This is a genomic window from Candidatus Baltobacteraceae bacterium, assembly GCA_036559195.1.
Lineage (GTDB): Bacteria > Vulcanimicrobiota > Vulcanimicrobiia > Vulcanimicrobiales > Vulcanimicrobiaceae > JALYTZ01.
Genome location: DATBTN010000027.1, coordinates 25,129 through 44,269 on the forward strand (window position 1 = coordinate 25,129; position 19,141 = coordinate 44,269).

A 19,141-nucleotide genomic window follows, 5' to 3' on the forward strand; every position below is an offset into this window, starting at 1 on the left:
GTAGCATCCGCTTGTTATCGGGATGTTTCCTTGCGAATATCGCAGGCTATTTCGATTTCCAGTTGGGCTTGCGCTTTTCGAGGAAGGCGCTCGTGCCTTCTTTGAAGTCGTCGGTATTGACCAGCGTGCCGAATTCCAGCGCCTCGAGTTCGAGGGCGTCGGGCAACGCGAGATGCGCGCCGCCGTTGATCGCGCGCTTGCAGGCCTCGATCGCGAGCGGCGCCTTCGCGGCGATCGTGTGCGCGATCTTGCGCGCGGTTTCGAGAAGCTCGGCGAGCGGAACGACTTTCTGCACCAAGCCGATACGCAGCGCTTCCTGCGCGTCGATCATCTCGCCGGTCAGACAGAGATACATCGCCATGCCGCGCCCCACGAGGCGCGTCGTGCGCTGCGAGCCGCCGTAGCCGGGAATGAGGCCCAGGTTGACTTCGGGCTGACCGAAGCGCGCGTTTTCGCTCGCGATCCGAATGTCGGCGGCCATCGCAAGTTCGCAGCCGCCGCCGAGCGCGAAGCCGTTGATCGCCATAATCACTGGTTTGCGCAATCGCTCGATCTGCAGCGTGACGGCTTGACCGACGCGCGCTTTCTCGGCGCCTTCGACCGCATTCGGCAGCGCGTTGAGTTCCCCGATATCGGCACCGGCGGCGAAGGCTTTTTCGCCCGAGCCGGTGATCACGATCGCGCGCACGTCGAGGTTGCGTTCGAGCTCGAGCAACGCCAACGACAACTCGCCGAGCACGCGGGCGTTGAGGGCGTTGAGCACGGCCGGCCGATTGAGCGTAATCGTCGCGACGAATCCGTCGCTTTCGACCAGGATGTTCTCGAACGGCGCGTTAGGCATAGTCGTAGAAGCCCTTCCCGCTCTTGCGACCGAACTGGCCGGCCAAAACCATGCGTTTGAGCAGCGTCGGCGGTGCCATCATCGGGTCTTTGAACTCGTCAAACATGATCTGCGCGATATAGTAGGTCGTATCGAGCCCCACGAAGTCGAGCAGTTCGAGCGGGCCCATCGGATATCCGCAGCCGAGCTTCATGCCCTTATCGATGTCTTCTTTGCTCGCCAGGCCCTCTTCGTAGACGCGGATCGCGTAGAGCAGATACGGGACGAGGAGGCGATTCACCACGAAACCGGGCGTGTCTTTCGCGAGGATAGGCTCTTTGCCGAGCTTGCGCGCGAAAACGAACAGCGAGTCCACCACGTCCTGCGTGGTGGCGATCGTCTTGACGACTTCGACGAGTTTCATCAGCGGAACCGGATTGAAGAAGTGCAGGCCGGCGACCCGATTGGGGCGCTTGGTCTTGGCCCCGAGTTCGATAACGCACAGGCTCGAGGTGTTCGTGCAGACGATCGCGTCGGGAGCGAGCAACTCGTCGAGCGTTTTGAAGAGATCGACTTTAATCGCGACGTTCTCGACGATGGCTTCGATGACCAGATCGCAGTCCTTAAGGTCCCGAACGTCGGTCGTTGCTTTGATGCGTGCGAACGCGGCGTCGCGCTCCGCTTGGCCGAGTTTTTGCTTCTCGACGAATTTATCGAGCGATTTTCCGATGGCAGCCAAGCCGCGCTGCAGCGGCGCGTCGGCAACCTCCATTAAAACGACGTCGAATCCGGCGCTCGCGGCGGTCTGCGCGATGCCGTTGCCCATGAGCCCGGCACCGCAGACCCCGACCTTGCGAATCTCCACAACATCTCCTAAAACGTATGGCCGCCCCAACATCGCTGGGGCGGGTCGGGGTTATGCAATTGCGTCGCCGGAACCTTTGCGGCTATACTAAAGGGAACATTGCGGCTTCGGCTGTTGCTTTTTTGTGTTGGGAGGGGTGTAGAGCGTGCGGACGGCTTATCACGAGGCGCTGGAGTCCACACGGCTGGACGTCGTTCGGCTTGGGGCCCTGACCGGCGACGCGATCCGCGTCTCCGTCGAGGCACTCGAGCGTCGCGATACCGCCGCGGCCGCCCGCGTCATTGCCGGCGACGATATCGTCGACGACCTCCGCCGCAAAATCGAAGCGTCGTGCATCGAGCTGATCTGGCGCCAGCAACCGGTAGCCGGGGAATTGCGCGAAATTGCGGCGATGCTCGAAATCGCTACCGACCTCGAACGCGTCGGCGATTACGCCGTCGATATCTCGAAACACGCGATCAAACTCGCCGACGTTCCGCTGCGGCCGGCGCGCGTGGAAATCGATCGCATCGCCAGCGTCGCCCACACGACGCTGGTCGACGCAATGCGTGCGTATACCGAACGCGACGCCGAACTTGCCGAACGCGTGATCGAATCCGACGATGAAGTGGATCGCCTCTACAAGCGCGGCGTCAAAGCACTGCAGGAAGAGATGCAGGCCGACCCCGAGATGGTAAAAGCCGGAACGCGCATGCTGTTCGTGCTCGCCGCGTTGGAGCGCGTCGGCGACCGAGCGAATAACATCTCCTGGCACACCAAAGGCATGATCGGCGCGATTTGAGGCAACCGCCCCTCGCGCGCGACCTTTTCGCCGTCACCGAACGCTACACGTATCTCAATCACGCCGCCGTCGGCGTACTTCCCCAACCGACGCGCGCGTCGCTTCACGAATTTATCGAAGGCCAAGCGACCGGCGGTTTGATGGGCGTGCTCGGTTACGAATTGGATCTGCCGCGCTATCGCGAGCGGATCGGTGCGTACGTCGGCGCGACCGGAGCGGAGATCGCGCTGCTGCGCAATACGGGCGACGGCGCCAACGCGATTGCGAGCGGATTTCCCTGGGAACCGGGCGACGAAGTGATCTTGCCGGATGACGAATTTCCCTCCAACGCGTGGCCCTGGGTGGCGCTGCGCTCGCGCGGGGTGAACGTGCGTTTCGTCGAGCGCGCGCGCGAGCGCATGACGCCCGGCGTGCTGCGGCGCATGCTTACGCCGCGCACGAAGGTCGTTACCGTCTCGTGGGTCGGATTCGCCGACGGATATCGCTACGATCTCGCGGGGCTCGCAGAGGTCGCGCACGCAAACGGCTCGTTGTTGTGCGTCGACGCGATTCAAGGGCTCGGCGCGTTTCCGATCGACGTGCGCGCGAGCGGCATCGACGTGCTCTATTGCGCCGGAGCGAAATGGATGATGGCGCTCCAGGGCGTCGGATTTCTCTACGTGCGCGCGAATCTGCTCGATCGTCTGAGCGTGGCCGCTCCGGGATGGCGGTCCGCCGCGAACATGTGGGACTTTTACGCCTACGATCAGCCTTTGGCGCAAGACGCGTCGCGCTTCGAAGGCGGTACGCCGAACTTCATCGGAGCGCTCTCGCTCGCTTCCTCGATCGACGTCTTCGAGTCGGCGGGAACCGATCGCATCGCGAGCCACGTTCTATCGTTGACCGATCGGCTGGTCGAAGGGCTGCTGCGTATCGGTTGTTCCGTGCAATCGATGCGCGGTGAGAACTGCTCCTCGGGAATCGTGACCTTTTCCGCCGATGGAAGCGATTCGATCGCCCTCGGCCAAGCGCTCCAGCGCGAGGGAATTATCACCACCTATCGCGCGAATGGCGTGCGCGTTGCACCGCACGGGTATAACACCGAAGCGGAGATCGACCGGCTCGTCGAGGCGGTCGCGGCTTGTAAGAAAGAAGATCTGTGCTCCCGATAATCTTTACGCTCGCGCTCGACACGACGTTCGCACCGGGACCGCCCGACGGCACCTACTCGTACACCGAAACGTTTCAGGGCCAGCCGGCCGGCAAGACGACCGTCACGGTCAAGCGCGATGCCTCGAGTATCACGGCCAGCGAGAGCGCGTCGATTTCGGCGATGGGCCATGCGATCGCGGGTACCAACACGCTTACGCTGGGCGCGTCGACGCTCGCGCCGGCGACCTACGACGCAACGTACGCGATCGATAGCGCTCGCACGGTCCACGCGCGGCTCAACGTGAGCGGATCGTCGGCGAGCGAAAGCAACGATCTCGTCGGCCCCAAGAGTTTTAGTTTAGCGACCGGTGTGAAGGGCTTTGCGGTCGTCGACGGCGGCTTCATGTCCGGCACGATGTTTCTGCCCGCGCAAGAGGCGATCGCGCACGGCGCGCCGCTGCTCGGCGTCGTTCCGTCGTTCGGCGTGAGCCTTCCGATTAGCGCCGGTGCCGCGTTCAAGCCGGATCGACCGCACGGCGTGCCGGCGGCCGACAGCGTTCTCGCCGTAGCCGGTCAGCAGCCGTTTAACGTGTGGTACGATCCCAAAACGATGGTCGTCGATGAAGTGGACGTCCCGTCGCAACGATCGAGCGTGCTGCGCACGCTCTAGTTCCCGTCCTCTTTAACCATGCAGGGAGCCATCACGGCATCGGTCATTCCGTGGATGAGGCGCTTGTCGGCGGGGGCGACCGTTGCGAGAATGCCGCCGAGCTGCACGGTCTCGCCGGTTACGAAATAGTACGGACAGAGCCGCACGCGCCCGTCGAACGTGCGGATCTCGTCTTTTTCGCGATCGAGAAATTGCTGACGCACGCGCTTACCCTTGCGGAAACGCTGCAAGATGCGCGGCGTCTTCGCAAAATCGCGTATCGACTCCGAGAGCACGGCCGTCCAATCGTCCTTCGAAAGATCGTTGGCGACTTTGACGCCGCGCGACCCCCATGCGAGCTCCGAGAAACCCGATGGCTTCACGACGAAGTCGCGTTCGCTCTTGCCGAGTTGCACGAGCGACATCCAATCGCTAATCGGCGCGCCGCCTGCCTCGAGGCCGTAAATGACGCCCTGCGGCGCCAACGGATGCGGATCGATCACCCACGTCTGCGGGAAGAGCGTTTTGAGACGCGCGTAAATATCGCGGCCCTGCTTGCCGAGTTCGTTTTGCCACAGTTGACCGAGCAACGGATGGTGGAGCAGCGCGAACGAGAGTTTCTCTTCCATGTGCGCCTTGGGCGGAGGCGTCATCTTCACGCGATTGTGCCGCGCCGCGTACAGCATCAGCTCTTGTTTCGGGACGTTGAGCAGATCGAATAGTTCGAAATTGCGATACAGCGTGTCGATTTTTTCTTCGCGTCCATCGGGCAGCCGCACGAAGAGCGCCTCTTCGGTAAAAACGATGTCCTGCGGCGCGCAGACGTGCGCGCTCGCGAGCCCTTCGCGGGTGACGGCCTCGGCAAGCCACGTCATCTCCGGCCGATAGTCCGCCGACTCCTCGGAGACGACGATCGCCACCATCGGTTTCTCTTTGCCGCTCGCCGCCGCGATCATCGCGCCAAAGGCGTGCGGCATGCCGTGCGCGCCGCCGACGCTCTCCATTCCGAGCTTGCAATATGCCTCGCCCATCGCCCCCGTGAAGCCCATGCCTCCCGGCACGCTGTCGAGTTCTGCGGCCGCGAACCCGTCATCGGTCAGAATCAGATCCGGCCGAATAACCCCCGGAATCTCTTGCTTGAACCGATTCTGCCGCGCCAGTCGCACGATGTGCTCGGGCTTCCCTTGATCTAAATACTCCGAGATAAACGCCGGAGCCGTTCCGCGCGCGCTGCGGTTATAGAGCGCATTGAGGGCCCGGTAGAACGCCAGCAGATCGCCGCCGATCGTCCCGAGACGCTCGAACGATTGGGGGGATAATGCAAACGGCTCGGGGCTGAGCCTCCAAGCGATCCGATCTTCCGCGTTCTCTACTTTAAAGAGTCCCGGCGGAATCGTTTCGTATAGGAAGTGGGCTTGCTCGCGAGCCGTGAGATTAGGCGAAAACGCCGTACAGGCCATGGTGAAAATCAGACTCCGTACCGACAACCGTCGGGGATCTTGGAATTGTTAAACGCGATATAGCGACGGCGAAGCATCGACTTGTAAAATCCCTGCGGGGCCGGTTGGGTTGCACCCGGGGAGCGGTCGTTACTTAATGGTGATCGCGCCGGGGGTTAGCATAGCGGACTCGATGTGGATGAGACCGTTGCGTAGAACCAGGGTGAGGTGCAGCGTCCCGGTGAGGCCGAGACGGTCCAAGGCGACGTCTTCGATGACGCGCGAGGGGTCGAGGCCGGCGATAAAGTGGAGCGTGGAATTTCCCGTAAACGACCCGTGCGGCGCGGCGTAGGTCTCGGTGACCGCGACCGCCGTCTCGTGGCCGGATTGGCCCGGGGCGCTCGAGTCCACGCAGTACGAGGCCGTGACCGGGGTGCCGCGCACCGTGAGCGTCTCGCGCGTGCAGTGGCCGGCGGGCTGGGCGATCGCGGCGGTTCCCAGGCTGAAGAAGAGAATCGCCGTTACGAGTAGTCGCTGCATGTGTGATGCTCCTAAGCAATCAACGAAGGGGTCCATCGAAAGGTTGCATGCCCGGGACTGCGACTCCGCCTGGAGGCGCTTCGTTGACAGCGGGTATACCATAGGAACGATGCGCTTCGACCTTATCGCCCTCGATCTCGACGGCACGCTCCTCGATTCCAAAGAGCAAGTCTCGCCCCGTAACCGCCAAGCTATTCGGGCCGCGCTGGACGCCGGTATTCGCATCGTGCTAGTCACGGGCCGGGGCGTGGACACGCCGATTCGCATCAGCAAAGAGTTGGGACTAAATCTGCCGGTGATCTGCGCTCACGGCGCGCTCACGAAGGACTTCGGTGCGAATCGTACGCTCGGGCATATACCGGTTCCGATTCAATACGCGAAGGCGATGGTCGAGTACGCAGAGGGTCACGGCCTCTCGATTGCCATCTATGCGGAAGAGAAATTCTACCGCCTCGAAGGAAGCAAGCTGTTCATGGACGACATGACGGGGCCAACCTGGCAGCAGGTCAAAACGTTTGGCGACGTGATGCATTCCGCGCCGACGTTCCTGCGCTTCTTGGGTGAGGAATCGGTCGCGGCGATGCGGCGCGAGTTCGGCGATTTGCCGTTGCACTTTAAGTACGAGACGTGGCACGACTTCGTGGAGTGCGCGGTAACCAGTCGCGACGCAACCAAGGCGCGGGCGCTCGCACGGCTGTGCGCGGACTTCCAAATTACGCCCGACCGGGTCCTGGCCGTGGGCGATTCGCGTAACGACATTCCGATGCTGCGCTGGGCGGGTCTGGGCGTTGCGATGGGCAACGCGCTGCCCGAAGTACGCGAGGCGGTTCGCTACGTGACGGGCACGAACGACGAAGACGGCGTCGCGATCGCGCTCGAGCGCTTCGCGCTTGCCGACGGGCCGCGCAGCGAGAAGCGCTCCGCATAACCATGCAGAGCACCCCGACCCCGGAATACGACGCGCGGCTGCGCGGCATTTTACTGACCCAGGATTGGGAAGCGCTGCGCGAATTCTCGCGCGCGGAGAATCAGATTCCCGACGACATCTACGGGAAAGACCGGCACTTCTGGGAGACGCTGATGCACAAGCTCATCTGCAACCGCCTCGATACGCTCGGGTTGCACGAAAGCTCCCGCGCGTGGCTGGCTGCCAACGGCTACACCGCCGATTTGGGCGGGTATTAGTGAACGTGCGCGTACTCGCGTTCGCGCGCATTCGCGAATTGCTCGGATCGGGCGAGTTGACGTTCGAGCTGCCCGACGGGGCGACGATCGGAGATGTCTGGCAAGCGGCCGTCGATCGCAACGCCGCGATCGCTTCGCTTGCGTCGTCGACGCGCATCGCGCGTAACGGCCGCGTCGTCGGCGACACGCTCGAATCGGTGCGCGAAGGTGACGAACTAGCGCTCTTACCGCCGGCGGGCGGCGGGTAAGTCGTGTTCGTTATCGTTCGGGAGCCGCTCGACGCGGCCGCGCTGGCCGAATCGCTAAAAACTGACGGCTGCGGCGCGATCGTAACCTTTGCGGGCGTCGTGCGCGATCGTTCCGACGACGGCCGGCTCGTGACGGGGCTCGCGTACGAAGCGTACGACGCGCTGGCCGTCGCCGAATTCGAAACGATCGCCGCGGAGGCGCGCGCGCGGTTCGGACCGTGCGAGATGACTATCGCGCATCGCGCCGGCGACGTGCGGATAGGCGAGGCGGCCGTCGTGGTGGTCGTTGCGGCGCCGCATCGCGGGGCCGCATTCGATGCCTGCGAGTACGCGATCGACGAACTCAAAGCGCGCGCGCCGATCTGGAAACACGAACGGTACGCAGACGGCGATTCCACTTGGAAAGAAAATACCGTTCGCACGGAGAGTCGCAGCTGAGCGTCGACCTTGTCCGCGTACGCGCGCAAAACAACGAGATTGCGACGCTCGTTTACGCACCGCGGCGACCGCGCAACGTGTGGCTCGTCGCCGGCCACGGCTACTCCAGTTCCAAACACAATCTCGATTTTCTCTGCGGTTTTCTGGCAAGCCACGGCTTCGGCGTCGCCAGCCTCGATTTTCCGGGCCACAAACTGGGCGCGAGCGGCGGCACGCTGCGCGGCGTCGACGATCTGATCGACGCGATGTCGGCCGTCGTCGAGTACGTCGGGGAGCGCCACGTCGCGCCCGTCTACACGATGGGCCACAGCATGGGCGCGATGACGGCGCTCTTTACCGCCGGCCTGGACCGCTCGATCGCGGGTGCGATCGCGATTGCGACCGGCTACGGGCGCCCGAGCGCTTTAGAATCCCTCAAGGCTGCGGGTGCGACCGACTTCCGCTCTTCGTATGTGACGGGAGTCTCGCTGCCCGAACTGATCGAGGGCATCGACGCGCGATTTGCCGACGCCTTGCCGCGTTTGGAGGGCCGCCCGCAACTCTACGTAGCCGCCGATCGCGACGCGATGGTGAGCCGAGCAAGCGTTGAAGCACTCTACGACCGCGCTCGCGAACCAAAGCGTTTCGTGACCGTTTCGAGCGATCATACCTACGCGGGGGAGCATGCCCGGAGCAGCGTGTTGCAATGGCTGAACGACCTTCATCCTCGTCATTAGCGGGCAGCCGCGCGTTGCGGCGCTATAGCCGCCACCTGCTCATTCCTGAAGTGGGGTTGGCGGGTCAGGAAAAACTCGCGTCTGCGCGCGTGCTCTGCATCGGCGCGGGCGGCCTCGGTTCGCCGGTGCTGCAGTATCTGGCGGCGGCCGGGGTCGGCCGCATCGGCGTGATGGATGACGACGTGGTCGACGAAACGAACCTGCAGCGTCAAACGCTTTTCGCAACCGCGGATATCGGCGCGTCCAAAGCGCGCGTGGCGGCGGAACGCCTGCTCGCGAGCAACCCGCAAATCGCGATCGATGCGATCCCGCTGCGCTTTACCGGCGAGAACGCACGCGACCTCGTCCGGCTGTACGACGTGATCGTCGATTGCACGGATCGCTTCGAGACACGCTATCTCGTCAACGACGCGTGCGCGCTCGAAGATAAGCCCGACGTGTACGGTTCGATCTTTCGATTCGACGGACAAGTGAGCGTGTTTTGGCGCGGCCGCGGAGCCTGTTACCGCTGCCTCTTTCCGGAGTCGCCTCCGCCGGGCACCGTTCCGACGTGCGCCGAAGGCGGCGTTCTCGGAGTGCTGGCCGGAATCGTCGGCACGATGCAAGCGAACGAAGTACTCAAACTCGTGTTGGGAATCGGCGAGCCGTTGATCGGGCGGTTGCTGCTCGTCGACGCGCTCGGCGGGCGCACCCGGGAACTGCATATCGATCGCGATCCGGCGTGTCCGCTTTGCGGAGAACATCCCACGATCGCGGGGGTGCGGCTCAACGAAGTGCCCGACGAGCCCTCCGGTGTCGTCGAGATCGCGATCGGCGCGCTCGATCGCGAACTCGAAGGAGCGACGCTGCTGGACGTTCGCGAGCCGCACGAGGCGGTGCTCGGCGTGCTCCCGGGCGCGGTCCACATCCCCGCGTCGGAGCTCGAGGCGCGCATGCACGAGTTGGATTCGGCACGACGCTACATCGTCGCGTGCCGCGTTGGTGCGAAATCGCTCTGGGCCGTGCGGCGCCTGCGCGAGGCGGGGTTTGGCCGGCTCGCCCACCTCGAGGGCGGCCTGCTCGCGTACGCGGCCCAGGACCCGGCCTTCGCTTTCTTCTAAGTGAGCCGGAATGCTTGAAACGCGCCCAACGAAGTTCCCCGACGTCACGATCGTCGCGCCCGTCGTCTTCGCCGACGCGCGCGGATTGTTCAAGGAAGTATTTTCGCGAGGCGAATACGCGCGCATCGGGATCGCGTCGGCCTTCGTGCAAGACAACGTCTCGCTTTCGCGCAAGGGCGTGCTGCGCGGGCTGCACTACGACTTGCGCATGGGGAAGCTCGTGCAATGTCTGAGCGGACGGATCTTCGACGTATTTGTCGACATGCGTGAGGGTTCGCCAACCCGCTACCGGTGGGATAGCATCGAACTCACGGGGGAGAATCATCTGCAAGTCTATCTGCCGCCCGGCTTCGCACACGGCTTTTACACGCTCTCCGACGAGGCCGTCGTCCTGTACAAGCAGAGCGCGACCTACGATCCGGCGTACGAGCGCGCGATCGGCTGGCGCGACGGGCGCATCGGCGTGACCTGGCCGCTCGACGGCGAGCCGATCCTGTCGCCCAAAGATGCCGCGTTATGACGCACAAACCATTTGGCGCGACGGGCGTCGGCGTGGCGGTCATCGGGCAAGGAACGTGGGATCTGCCGGAGTCGGGAGCACGCGCGGGCGAAGCCCAACGCGCGATTCGTCGCGGCATCGAACTCGGCTTGACGCACCTCGACACGGCCGAGATGTACGGCGGCGGCCGGGTCGAGGAACTGCTCGGTACCGCGATTGCCGGCATACCGCGCGAGCGCGTGTTCGTCACGAGTAAAGTGCTGCCGAGCAATGCCAGCTACCGGGGCACGATCGATGCCTGCGATCGAACGCTCCGGCGACTCGGGATCGAAATGCTCGATCTCTACCTCTTACACTGGCCGAGCAGCGAGCCGCTGGAGGAAACGATGCGCGCGCTCGAGGCACTGGTGCAGGCGGGCAAGACGCGGTTTATCGGAGTCAGTAACTTCGACGTGGACGACATGCGCGCGGCGCAGTCGTTTTTGCGGCGCGAAAAACTCGCCTGCAATCAAGTGCTCTATCACCTGCGCGAGCGTGGGATCGAGTTTCGCCTGCTTCCGTATTGCGCGCGAGCCGGCATCGCCGTCGTGGCCTACACGCCGTTTGGCCGCGGCGCCTTTCCTCGCGATGCCGTCAAACCCGAGGGCGCGCTCGGTCGAATCGCCGCCAAGCACGGACGTACGCCGCGTCAGGTCATTCTAAACTTTCTCACGCGCGAAGCAAACGTGTTCGCGATTCCGAAAGCTTCCAGCGCGCAACACGTTGAAGAAAACGCCGGCGCGGCAGGGTGGGCGCTCGACGAGGACGACATCGCGCAGATCGAGGCGGCCTTTCCGGCCCACGATGGACCGCTCGCAACCATTTGACCTCGCGCTCGTCAAGGATCGCGCGATCGCGCTCGCGCGCGAGCTGGGCGCCGCTGCCGTGCGCGTCGCCGCGGCATCGCCCGACGTGCAGACGCGCGACGCCATGCGCGCGGCTTTCGCACGTGATGATTTAGCCACGTGGAGCTACGACGAGTCGTACGCGCAACGCGCCAGCGCTCCGGAACACGTGTTGCCCGGAGCGCGTGCCGTCATCTGCGTTGCGATGCCCTACGCGACGCCGCCGCCGGATCGCGAACCGCTGCAGGGCCGGGTTTCGAACTACGCGTGGTCGGCGGATTACCACTATCGCCTACGGTCGCTGCTCGGAGCGGTTGCGGAACTTGTCGACGAACTCGCCGGCCGACCGGTCACGGCGATCGCGTGCGATACCAAACCGCTCGCCGAGCGTGCGTTTGCCGCGCGTTCCGGATTGGGATGGGTCGGCAAACACACGAACCTCATCTCGCCGGAATCCGGTTCGTTCGTTTTTCTTGGCGAGGTCGTAACGACGCTCGATCTGCCGGTGGATTCGCCACTTCGCAAGTCGTGCGGAAGCTGCGCGCGATGTGTGAGCGCGTGCCCGACCGGAGCGTTGCGCGGCGACTACACGATCGATGCGACGCGCTGCATTGCGGACCTCAACCAACGCACCGACGCGATTCCGCGAGCGATGCGCCCGCTCGTCGGCGGTTGGGTGTGGGGCTGCGATCTCTGTCAACTCGCATGTCCGCCGACGCAGCGGGCGGCGGCATCCCCGGACGCTGCGAACCGCCCGCACTCGCCGGCCAGCGCGACGCCCCAACTTCTCGAGCTGCTGCGCTTGCGCAGCAGTACGTTCAAGCGAACCTACGCCCCGACGGCGATGGGCTGGCGGGGGGCTGCCGTGTTGCGCCGCAATGCCGCGGTCGCGCTCGGGAACGCGCTCGATCGTTCGACCGTCACCGCACTCGCACGGGCATTGGATAGCGATCCGCACCCGTTGGTTCGCGGGCATGCGGCCTGGGCGCTCGGCCGTATCGGCTCGCCGCCGGCCCTCGACGCGCTGCGCCGGCGGGCTCGAATCGAGCCGGCGCCCGACGTTCGCGAGGAGATCGAGTCGGCGCTGGAACCCTACGAGCGCCCCGGGCGTTAGGAACAACATGACCCGCACCGGACGATTTGTCGCGAGCGCCCTCGCCGTTTCCGCCCTCGCCCTCTCAACGTTTTCACCGAGTAGAGCGGCGGTCGATTCAAACGCGCTGCTCCAGCGAATGGGCCAGCTCAATCCGCACCTAAAAACGTACACGGCCTCGATTCACGCCGATGTCGATCTCCACGCGTTTCTCTCGCTGAGTCCGACGCTCGACGGAACGTACTATCACAAGGAGCCGGACAAAGACAAGCTCGTCTTTACGAGCGGCCTGCCCACGATCGCCAAACAATTCAGCAAGGTCTATCCCCATATCGACAACCCGTCGGAATGGGGCACCGTGTATGCGATCACGCCCGAAGGCGACAACGGCACGACGACGACCTTGAAGCTCGTGCCGCGCAAGCAGAGCCGCGTCGACCATATCGACGTGAAAATCGACGACAAGCGCGCCACCATCGACGAAATGCGTTGGACCTACACCGATGGCGGGTACGCACTGCTAGACCAGACCTATAGCCGGGTCGGCGGCAACTATCTGGTATCGCGCCAGACCGGCCACGTCGATACCCCCCACTATACGGCGGACGTGAAATCGACCTTCAGCAACTTTAAACTCAACATTCCGATTTCGGACGCGGTATTCAAGGAAGATAGCTAGAAGCAGGCGCGATGGCGCTGCGTACGATCGATCTCACGCGCGAACTCCTGGCCGATCAGTTCAGCCGGCCGATCACGTACCTGCGCGTTTCGGTCACCGATAAGTGCAACTTACGTTGCGTCTACTGCATGCCCGAAGCGGGCCTGCCCTGGCTGCCGAAAGCTGGGATTCTGACGTACGAGGAGATCGTGGCGCTCGTAGGCGCCGCCGCTTCGGTCGGGGTGCGCAGCGTTCGACTAACCGGCGGCGAGCCACTGGTCCGCCGCGATCTGCACCATCTCGTTCGCGAGCTAGCCGCCATCGATGGAGTCGAGGATATCGCGCTCTCCACCAACGCGCTGCTGCTCGAGGAGCAGGTCGAATCGCTGGTTGAGGCCGGACTGACGCGCGTCAACATTTCACTCGACACCCTGCGTGCGGACCGCTTCGAAGCAATCGCGCGACGCCCCGGCCTCGACCGAACGCTCGCCGGAATCGACGCGGCTATCGCCCACGGGCTCGCGCCGCTCAAACTTAACTGCGTCGTTATGCGCGGTCAGAACGACGACGAGATCGCCGATTTCGCCGAACTCACGCGCACGCGCCCGATCTTCGTGCGCTTCATCGAAGTGATGCCCGTTGAAGAAAACGCCGGCTTACAGCGCGACACCTATGTAAGCGCCGACGAGATTCTGGAGCGCGTGCGGGGGCTGGGCAAGATCGCGCCGAGCGCCGGCCCCGGCGGGAACGGCCCGGCGCGGTACTTCGCCTTCGCGGACGCCCCGGGGGCGGTCGGCGTGATCAGTCCGCTCTCGCACGACTATTGCGAAACCTGCAATCGCGTCCGCCTCACGGCCGACGGAAAGCTGCGGCTCTGCCTCTTCGGGGACTACGAAGTAGACCTGCGAACGCCCCTGCGCGCCGGTGCGAGCCGGGACGAGATCGCCGCCATTTTACGCTCCGCCATGCTCATCAAGCCCGAACGCCACCACCTACGCTTGGGGGAGCCCTCATCGCGAATGCGGGCGTTCAGCGAAATCGGCGGCTGAAAGACGAAGGTCACAGGGGGCCGAATGGTAGCGTTACGAGATAAAGGGGGCCCATGATGGAACAGGTCTACCTCACCGCCACCGAGGCTCCGGTCGCTCACGCCCGAGTCGATGCGCTCGTTCGCGAGCATCAAATGAAACTCGCGCGCTATCTGCGCCGGATGGTCGGCGACCCCGACGTGGCGCTCGATATCGCCCAAGACGTATTTTTTGCGGCCTACCGCACGCTGCAGGCCGATCCCGATCGGCTGCTCACGGCCGGCTGGCTGTATCGGACCGCTACCAACTCGGCCATCTCGTATTTGAGGAGAAAGAAGATTCTACGATTCACGCCGCTGGAACGCGATCAGGAAGTGCGCGGTTTGCGCATCGACGAGCGCAGCGCGGCGTCGATCGATTTGCAGATGGCGATGTCCCGCTTGCCGGGCGATCAGGCGTCGGCCATCATGCTCACGAGCTACGCCGGCTACTCGTCGCAAGAAGCCGCGGCGATCTTAGGTACCTCCGCCGATGCCGTTCGTCAACGCGTCTGTCGCGCGATGAAGACGCTGCGAACCGTGATGTCGGAGCGTGAATGACCGATAGACTTCACGATCGAGCGGAGATGCTCGCGGGCGCAATCGCTCTGGGCGAGGCGACCGACGGCGAACGACGCGAGTATCGGCAACATCTTGCCGGCTGCTCGACTTGTTTGCAGGCGCTGGGAGGCGAGCACGAACTCGAACGTACCGCGGCGATCGTGGGAGCCGCACGCGAGTGCGAAGTGTGGCAGCCCGATCTGAGCGACGCCGTCGCATCGAAGATGCAGGCGCGTAAACGCGTCTGGCGCTTTGGATTGAGCGTTCTCGGAATCTGTCTTGCGGTTTCATTCGTCTTGCACGTCGCGATTGCGAGCGGCCTCGCACATTTGACGCCGACGCTCGCCGATCCGCTGGTCTTGAATTACGGCGGCATGCGTATCGCGCTCGAACGCCGGGGACCGGTGCCGAAATCGCCGCCGCCGGTCGCGCAACGCCGAATGGTCGTCGTGCATAACGTCGTGCAACTCTCGCGCGCGCCGGTTGCGAATGTGGCGCCAGCGACCGATCGCGGAAGCAAAGCCGAGCCGACCTCCGCGCCGCGGCAGATCGCCGCGGCCATCGTGCATCCCGATCCGCAAACGGCCGATCCCACGGGCGCGCAGAGCAACGTGCCGATCTGGCGCCGCGGCGCCGGCGCCGATACCTGGCATACGATCGCGAAGACCACGACGACCGCGTTTACGGAGAGCGCCCCTCAGGTCATGAACGGACGCCTGGAGTCGATTCAAATCGCGGCTACCTACACCACGCGAGACGCCGCGCCCATCGGCGGCGATACGGCAATCAACCCGCAGCCGCCGATGATCGCTACCGACGAGGGCGCGCAAGGGACCGCGGTCTTTGCGGTCTCCATTGACGAACGCGGCGTTCCGACAAAATGCACGATCACGAAATCGTCGAACTACCCGGTACTCGATACGACCGTCTGCAGCGCGGCGATGAAAGCGCATTACACGCCCAAAACCGTGAACGGCAAAGCCGTCCCAGGCGTGTACACCGACGCCTTCACGTTCCGCAACGACAACGGCACCGAAGGCCTCTCCAACTAGTTCTCTGGACTCATCGAAGCACGAGCCTTTCGAGGCGATGTGCGCGCCGACTCGCGTCCTTCGACAAGCTCAGGATGACAAAGAGCGGGGCAACCCTATGATAAAAAGCGCCGTTACCCTTCGCGTTGTCATGCTGAGCTTGTCGAAGCATGAGCCTTTCGAAGCGAACGTGCGCGACAACTCGCGCCCTTCGACAGGCTCAGGATGACAAAGAGCGGGGTCACCCTATGGCAAAGAGCGGGACACCTATGACAAAGAGCGGGGCCACCCCATGATAAAAAGAGGCGTTGCCATTCGCGTTGTCATGCTGAGCTTGTCGAAGCATGGGACTTTCGAGAGCGATGTGCGCGGCGACTCGCGTCCTTCGACAGGCTCAGGATGACAGGGAGCGGGCGGCGTTGTCATGGTGAGCTTGTCGAACCATGTCCTTCGACAAGCTCAGGATGACAAAACGTTTGGGTTTAGTCGATTGATTTGCGGAAGAAGGCGAGCATTTTGTTCGGCTCGGCCATGATGCGGAACTCCTCGAAGCCCCAGCTCTTGGCTTGACGCAGCGCTTTGTTTTGGTTCATCGGCAGGAGGAACGTCAGCGTGTGAACCTGGCGTTTCTGCGCGAGTTTCTGCACCTCTTCGACGAGTTGCGTTCCGACTTCGGGCGGCGCGGCGGCGCTCAGGCGTAGGCCGTCCATCATGGCGATGTCCGAGCCGTTCGCGGCCTCCGGATCCGAATAGCCGAGCGGAAACGCGAAGACGAGCTGAACCATGCCGAGCAAACCGCTGGCGTCCTCGGCAATAAAGATCGCGCGCCGGCCGGCTTGCTGTTCGGAGAGCCACTTGACGATGCGTTGCGACCACGTCTCTCGCGGAGGGTTCGGGCCGGTGATCACGCCTTCGGCGAGCAGTCGCGTGATATCGCGCGACTGCGCGAAACGAATAAAAATCTTTCGGGCGACCACGGTCTTTAAACTACGCAAGTGGGGAGAAGCCCACCTTTTGGCAAACTCGCGCCCCCATGCCGTTGCGCTTCCTCGTTCTGCTCGTCGTCGTACTCCTTAGTGCAGCGGGATGCGCTCGCCACCGCGGTCCGACGAGCCCGTCGAGCGCCGCTCCGAGCGGCTCGTTCGATCGCTCCCACGGAAAACTCGTCTTCGCGGCAAGATGTCAGGCGTGTCACGGCGTCGCCGGGGTGGGCGCCGCGATCGGGCCGGCGCTGCACGCCGAGCGCAAGAAGCATTCGCTCGACGAGGTTATCGCCATCGTGAGGAATCCCGATCCGCCGATGCCGAGACTCTTTCCGGGACAAATGACGCAGGCCGACGTCGTCGACGTCTCCGCCTACGTGGAATCGCTGTGATGCCGGCGATCGTCTATCGCTTCGTTCGCGATTTGCGCTTAGACGATCATGCGGGATTGGCGGCGGCAGCCGCCCAGGGCGAGATTCTGCCGGTTCTGGTGATCGATCGAGCGCTCGAAGAACGCCTCGCGCGTTCGCCGCGGCGGGCGGCGTTTTTCTGCCGGGCGGTCGCCGCGCTCGATGCGCTGCTGCGCGAACGAGGTGTGGGTTTGATCGTACGTCGCGGCAAGCCGGGGGCGGCACTGCGCGCGATAGCGCGGGCGACCGGCGCGGTCGGGGCCGTTTGGAGCGCGAGTTACGACCGGACCGGCATGCGCGCGGACGAGCGGCTGCAGTCCGAACTCGAAGAGGCGGGGTTGCTTGGGCTCGCGGTCCACGACGCGCCGGCCGTTCCGCCGGAAGAAACGGCCGCCGCGCGGCCGTCGGAAGGCGACGGTTACCGCGCGTTCGTGCCCTACTTCGACGTTTGGCGCGATCGCAACGTCGCGTCATACGAGGCGCCTCTGCTCCTGCATTTCGCCCGACGCGATCTGCAAAGCGAGCCGCTTCCGACGCCGGGCGAATTCGGTTCGGCGGTGACGCTCGAACCGGAGACCGCTGCGCCCGCCGCGGCGCTGCAAACGTTCCTCGACGGTCCGGGCTTGCAGTATGCGGTCGCGGCAAACGTTCCGGCCGAAGATCGCACGTCGCACTTGGCGGCTCCTCTGTCGTTCGGCACGATAGCGGCACGAACGGTGGTGCGCGAAACGCTGCGGCGCGCGGACGATCCGTTCTTGCTTGCCGAGGAACGCAGCTCGCTGCGGTTATTTCTGCGCTCGCTCGCGTTGCGCGATTTCTTCCTGCAGCTCGGCTGGTACCATCCGCGTACGGACGATCTGCCGCTGCAGGAGAAGATGCACGATTTCGCATTCGCATCGTCGCATCCGGCGCTCGAAGCGTGGCGCAACGGCGAGACGGGCTACCCGCTCGTTGACGCGGGAGTGCGACAACTCCGCGCGACGGGGTGGATGCATCCGCGGGTACGGGCGATCGCCGCGTCGTTTCTCTGCTTCGATCTCGGCGTCGACTGGCGCGTCGGACGCGCCGCTTGGGACGAACTGCTCGTCGAGGACGATCCGGCGATTGCGACCGGCAACTGGCAGTGGATCGCGGGCGTGGGCGCGGACATGGCGCAGTATCCGCGCATTTATAACCCGCGCAAGCAGGCCCGCCGGTTCGATCCGCGCGGAACGTACGCGCGCACGTGGGTGAGCGAACTCGCGCACGCGCCTGCGGGAGCGTTGCCGGGCGGTACCCGCACGCCCTCGTCGCAACTGAGTCTCGCATTTTTCGCCGCCGACGCCTACCCGCAGCCGGTCGTCGATCACGAACATGCCGCGCGCGAATTTCTAACGCGCTACCGAACGCACGTGCGAGCGCGTTAGATCAAGCGGGCAATTTCTCTTCGAGCCAATCGCCGACGATCGGTACGTTGACGTCGTCGCCGTGCCAGACCTTGATACCGAAGTAGACCGAGAGCACCAGGTAGACGGGCAGCATGAAAGCGAGCAGGATCGTCGCGCTGATGTTGATGAGCGGAATGTTGATCAGGAACAAAAGAATCGCATACAACCCGGCCATTCCGAGGTTGAATCCGACGGCCTGATACGCTTGCTTGCGCAGCCATTTACTGTGCTTGCGATCGAAGAGCGAGATCAACGCGAGAGGCGCGAGCGGAAAACCAAGCGCTACCAGCGCGCGCGATTCGACCGGGTCGGCCGCCTCGGTGACGGTTACCCGCGGCGGTGCCGGCGCTTGTGTGGCCTGTTGCTGCCACTGCTGGTTCCAAGGCTGGCGTTCGCGCGGCGGAACTTCGCCTGCGATGCCCCGGCGCGTTGCGGCGGCCGCATCGATCTTGGCGGCGAGTCGACAACTCGGGCAGGCCCCTTGGCTGTCGCGGCACGTCGCACAAATCGGCTTGCGGCAATCCGTGCACGGCGCGACGGACGGGACGTTTGAATGAAAGTAGCAATCCACGATGTTTTGCTGGCCCCCTTTACCTCTCACGTACCGGCGGCCCATC

The 19,141-nt window shown here is 64.0% G+C and carries 24 protein-coding genes; 18 read left to right on the top strand and 6 right to left on the bottom strand.

Annotated features, from left to right (window positions below; translation table 11 throughout):
* Positions 1-46 precede the first annotated feature (46 nt).
* Together VIG32_03085 and VIG32_03090 are read right to left on the bottom strand one after the other, a co-directional pair.
* Positions 47-841, bottom strand: a complete 795-nt coding sequence (locus VIG32_03085) for an enoyl-CoA hydratase-related protein (protein ID HEY8296988.1) — start codon at positions 839-841, stop codon at positions 47-49.
* The gene (locus VIG32_03090) at positions 834-1,685 is read right to left on the bottom strand and encodes a 3-hydroxybutyryl-CoA dehydrogenase (GenBank protein ID HEY8296989.1); all 852 of its coding nucleotides are present in this window, start codon (positions 1,683-1,685) and stop codon (positions 834-836) included. The genes VIG32_03085 and VIG32_03090 overlap by 8 nt, the downstream gene beginning before the upstream one ends.
* Positions 1,686-1,830: 145 nt before the next feature.
* Between VIG32_03090 and phoU the strand changes: the two genes are divergently transcribed.
* From phoU to VIG32_03105, 3 genes are read left to right on the top strand one after another with little or no spacing between them, the layout of a single operon-like run.
* Positions 1,831-2,466, top strand: a complete 636-nt coding sequence (gene phoU / locus VIG32_03095) for a phosphate signaling complex protein PhoU (protein HEY8296990.1) — start codon at positions 1,831-1,833, stop codon at positions 2,464-2,466.
* Positions 2,463-3,617 (top strand): aminotransferase class V-fold PLP-dependent enzyme, encoded by a 1,155-nt coding sequence (locus VIG32_03100; protein HEY8296991.1) that lies wholly within the window; start codon positions 2,463-2,465, stop codon positions 3,615-3,617. The genes phoU and VIG32_03100 overlap by 4 nt, the downstream gene beginning before the upstream one ends.
* Positions 3,605-4,267, top strand: a complete 663-nt coding sequence (locus VIG32_03105; protein ID HEY8296992.1) for a hypothetical protein — start codon at positions 3,605-3,607, stop codon at positions 4,265-4,267. Before VIG32_03100 ends, VIG32_03105 begins: the two co-directional genes overlap by 13 nt.
* On the opposite strand, the gene VIG32_03110 is transcribed toward VIG32_03105, so the two are convergent.
* Together VIG32_03110 and VIG32_03115 are read right to left on the bottom strand one after the other, a co-directional pair.
* Positions 4,264-5,706, bottom strand: coding sequence for a hypothetical protein (locus VIG32_03110; GenBank protein HEY8296993.1), 1,443 nt, complete (start codon positions 5,704-5,706; stop codon positions 4,264-4,266). The genes VIG32_03105 and VIG32_03110 overlap by 4 nt on opposite strands.
* Before the next feature lie 129 nt (positions 5,707-5,835).
* Positions 5,836-6,225 (bottom strand): hypothetical protein, encoded by a 390-nt coding sequence (locus VIG32_03115; protein HEY8296994.1) that lies wholly within the window; start codon positions 6,223-6,225, stop codon positions 5,836-5,838.
* Positions 6,226-6,334: 109 nt separating this feature from the next.
* Here VIG32_03115 and VIG32_03120 point away from each other — a divergent pair, with 109 nt between their 5' ends.
* The 13 genes from VIG32_03120 to VIG32_03180 are packed head-to-tail and all read left to right on the top strand — an operon-like array spanning position 6,335 to position 15,725.
* Positions 6,335-7,153, top strand: coding sequence for a Cof-type HAD-IIB family hydrolase (locus VIG32_03120; protein HEY8296995.1), 819 nt, complete (start codon positions 6,335-6,337; stop codon positions 7,151-7,153).
* Positions 7,154-7,155: 2 nt separating this feature from the next.
* On the top strand, positions 7,156-7,410 hold the full coding sequence (locus tag VIG32_03125) for a hypothetical protein (GenBank protein ID HEY8296996.1): 255 nt from the start codon (positions 7,156-7,158) through the stop codon (positions 7,408-7,410).
* Positions 7,410-7,658: a MoaD/ThiS family protein gene (locus VIG32_03130; protein ID HEY8296997.1), complete on the top strand. Its 249-nt coding sequence runs from the start codon at positions 7,410-7,412 to the stop codon at positions 7,656-7,658. Before VIG32_03125 ends, VIG32_03130 begins: the two co-directional genes overlap by 1 nt.
* Before the next feature lie 3 nt (positions 7,659-7,661).
* Entirely contained in the window at positions 7,662-8,096 is a 435-nt protein-coding gene (locus tag VIG32_03135) for a molybdenum cofactor biosynthesis protein MoaE (GenBank protein ID HEY8296998.1), read from the top strand.
* Entirely contained in the window at positions 8,057-8,812 is a 756-nt protein-coding gene (locus VIG32_03140; protein HEY8296999.1) for an alpha/beta fold hydrolase, read from the top strand. The genes VIG32_03135 and VIG32_03140 overlap by 40 nt, the downstream gene beginning before the upstream one ends.
* Positions 8,782-9,912, top strand: coding sequence for a molybdopterin-synthase adenylyltransferase MoeB (moeB, locus tag VIG32_03145; protein ID HEY8297000.1), 1,131 nt, complete (start codon positions 8,782-8,784; stop codon positions 9,910-9,912). Before VIG32_03140 ends, moeB begins: the two co-directional genes overlap by 31 nt.
* 10 nt (positions 9,913-9,922) lie before the next feature.
* A complete protein-coding gene (gene rfbC, locus VIG32_03150) occupies positions 9,923-10,432 on the top strand; it encodes a dTDP-4-dehydrorhamnose 3,5-epimerase (GenBank protein ID HEY8297001.1) in 510 nt (169 codons plus the stop codon).
* On the top strand, positions 10,429-11,277 hold the full coding sequence (locus tag VIG32_03155; GenBank protein HEY8297002.1) for an aldo/keto reductase: 849 nt from the start codon (positions 10,429-10,431) through the stop codon (positions 11,275-11,277). Before rfbC ends, VIG32_03155 begins: the two co-directional genes overlap by 4 nt.
* Positions 11,255-12,409: a tRNA epoxyqueuosine(34) reductase QueG gene (queG, locus tag VIG32_03160; GenBank protein HEY8297003.1), complete on the top strand. Its 1,155-nt coding sequence runs from the start codon at positions 11,255-11,257 to the stop codon at positions 12,407-12,409. The genes VIG32_03155 and queG overlap by 23 nt, the downstream gene beginning before the upstream one ends.
* A gap of 7 nt (positions 12,410-12,416) precedes the next feature.
* Entirely contained in the window at positions 12,417-13,067 is a 651-nt protein-coding gene (locus tag VIG32_03165; protein ID HEY8297004.1) for a hypothetical protein, read from the top strand.
* Between the two features lie 11 nt (positions 13,068-13,078).
* Positions 13,079-14,095 (top strand): GTP 3',8-cyclase MoaA, encoded by a 1,017-nt coding sequence (gene moaA / locus VIG32_03170; protein ID HEY8297005.1) that lies wholly within the window; start codon positions 13,079-13,081, stop codon positions 14,093-14,095.
* Positions 14,096-14,151: 56 nt separating this feature from the next.
* Entirely contained in the window at positions 14,152-14,673 is a 522-nt protein-coding gene (locus VIG32_03175) for an RNA polymerase sigma factor (GenBank protein HEY8297006.1), read from the top strand.
* The gene (locus VIG32_03180) at positions 14,670-15,725 is read left to right on the top strand and encodes a TonB family protein (protein HEY8297007.1); all 1,056 of its coding nucleotides are present in this window, start codon (positions 14,670-14,672) and stop codon (positions 15,723-15,725) included. Before VIG32_03175 ends, VIG32_03180 begins: the two co-directional genes overlap by 4 nt.
* A gap of 461 nt (positions 15,726-16,186) precedes the next feature.
* On the opposite strand, the gene VIG32_03185 is transcribed toward VIG32_03180, so the two are convergent.
* Positions 16,187-16,699 carry a hypothetical protein gene (locus VIG32_03185; GenBank protein HEY8297008.1) on the bottom strand — a complete coding sequence of 171 codons (513 nt, stop codon included), beginning with the start codon at positions 16,697-16,699 and terminating at the stop codon, positions 16,187-16,189.
* A 38-nt stretch (positions 16,700-16,737) separates the two neighbouring features.
* On the opposite strand from VIG32_03185, the gene VIG32_03190 reads away from it, so the two are divergent.
* Positions 16,738-17,079 carry a cytochrome c gene (locus tag VIG32_03190; GenBank protein HEY8297009.1) on the top strand — a complete coding sequence of 114 codons (342 nt, stop codon included), beginning with the start codon at positions 16,738-16,740 and terminating at the stop codon, positions 17,077-17,079.
* A complete protein-coding gene (locus tag VIG32_03195; protein ID HEY8297010.1) occupies positions 17,079-18,503 on the top strand; it encodes a deoxyribodipyrimidine photo-lyase in 1,425 nt (474 codons plus the stop codon). The genes VIG32_03190 and VIG32_03195 overlap by 1 nt, the downstream gene beginning before the upstream one ends.
* A 1-nt stretch (position 18,504) precedes the next feature.
* On the opposite strand, the gene VIG32_03200 is transcribed toward VIG32_03195, so the two are convergent.
* Positions 18,505-19,125 carry a DUF4870 domain-containing protein gene (locus tag VIG32_03200; protein HEY8297011.1) on the bottom strand — a complete coding sequence of 207 codons (621 nt, stop codon included), beginning with the start codon at positions 19,123-19,125 and terminating at the stop codon, positions 18,505-18,507.
* Positions 19,126-19,141 lie beyond the last annotated feature (16 nt).

Bases quoted from the DNA above. Each gene is read 5' to 3' on its own strand.
- VIG32_03110 (HEY8296993.1), bottom strand. From the start codon at position 5,706: ATGGCCTGTACGGCGTTTTCGCCTAATCTCACGGCTCGCGAGCAAGCC.
- queG (HEY8297003.1), top strand. From the start codon at position 11,255: ATGGACCGCTCGCAACCATTTGACCTCGCGCTCGTCAAGGATCGCGCG.
- VIG32_03180 (HEY8297007.1), top strand. From the start codon at position 14,670: ATGACCGATAGACTTCACGATCGAGCGGAGATGCTCGCGGGCGCAATC.
- moeB (HEY8297000.1), top strand. From the start codon at position 8,782: ATGGCTGAACGACCTTCATCCTCGTCATTAGCGGGCAGCCGCGCGTTG.
- VIG32_03155 (HEY8297002.1), top strand. From the start codon at position 10,429: ATGACGCACAAACCATTTGGCGCGACGGGCGTCGGCGTGGCGGTCATC.
- moaA (HEY8297005.1), top strand. From the start codon at position 13,079: ATGGCGCTGCGTACGATCGATCTCACGCGCGAACTCCTGGCCGATCAG.
- VIG32_03175 (HEY8297006.1), top strand. From the start codon at position 14,152: ATGGAACAGGTCTACCTCACCGCCACCGAGGCTCCGGTCGCTCACGCC.
- VIG32_03115 (HEY8296994.1), bottom strand. From the start codon at position 6,225: ATGCAGCGACTACTCGTAACGGCGATTCTCTTCTTCAGCCTGGGAACC.
- VIG32_03085 (HEY8296988.1), bottom strand. From the start codon at position 841: ATGCCTAACGCGCCGTTCGAGAACATCCTGGTCGAAAGCGACGGATTC.
- VIG32_03125 (HEY8296996.1), top strand. From the start codon at position 7,156: ATGCAGAGCACCCCGACCCCGGAATACGACGCGCGGCTGCGCGGCATT.
- VIG32_03120 (HEY8296995.1), top strand. From the start codon at position 6,335: ATGCGCTTCGACCTTATCGCCCTCGATCTCGACGGCACGCTCCTCGAT.
- VIG32_03195 (HEY8297010.1), top strand. From the start codon at position 17,079: ATGCCGGCGATCGTCTATCGCTTCGTTCGCGATTTGCGCTTAGACGAT.
- VIG32_03165 (HEY8297004.1), top strand. From the start codon at position 12,417: ATGACCCGCACCGGACGATTTGTCGCGAGCGCCCTCGCCGTTTCCGCC.
- rfbC (HEY8297001.1), top strand. From the start codon at position 9,923: ATGCTTGAAACGCGCCCAACGAAGTTCCCCGACGTCACGATCGTCGCG.
- VIG32_03190 (HEY8297009.1), top strand. From the start codon at position 16,738: ATGCCGTTGCGCTTCCTCGTTCTGCTCGTCGTCGTACTCCTTAGTGCA.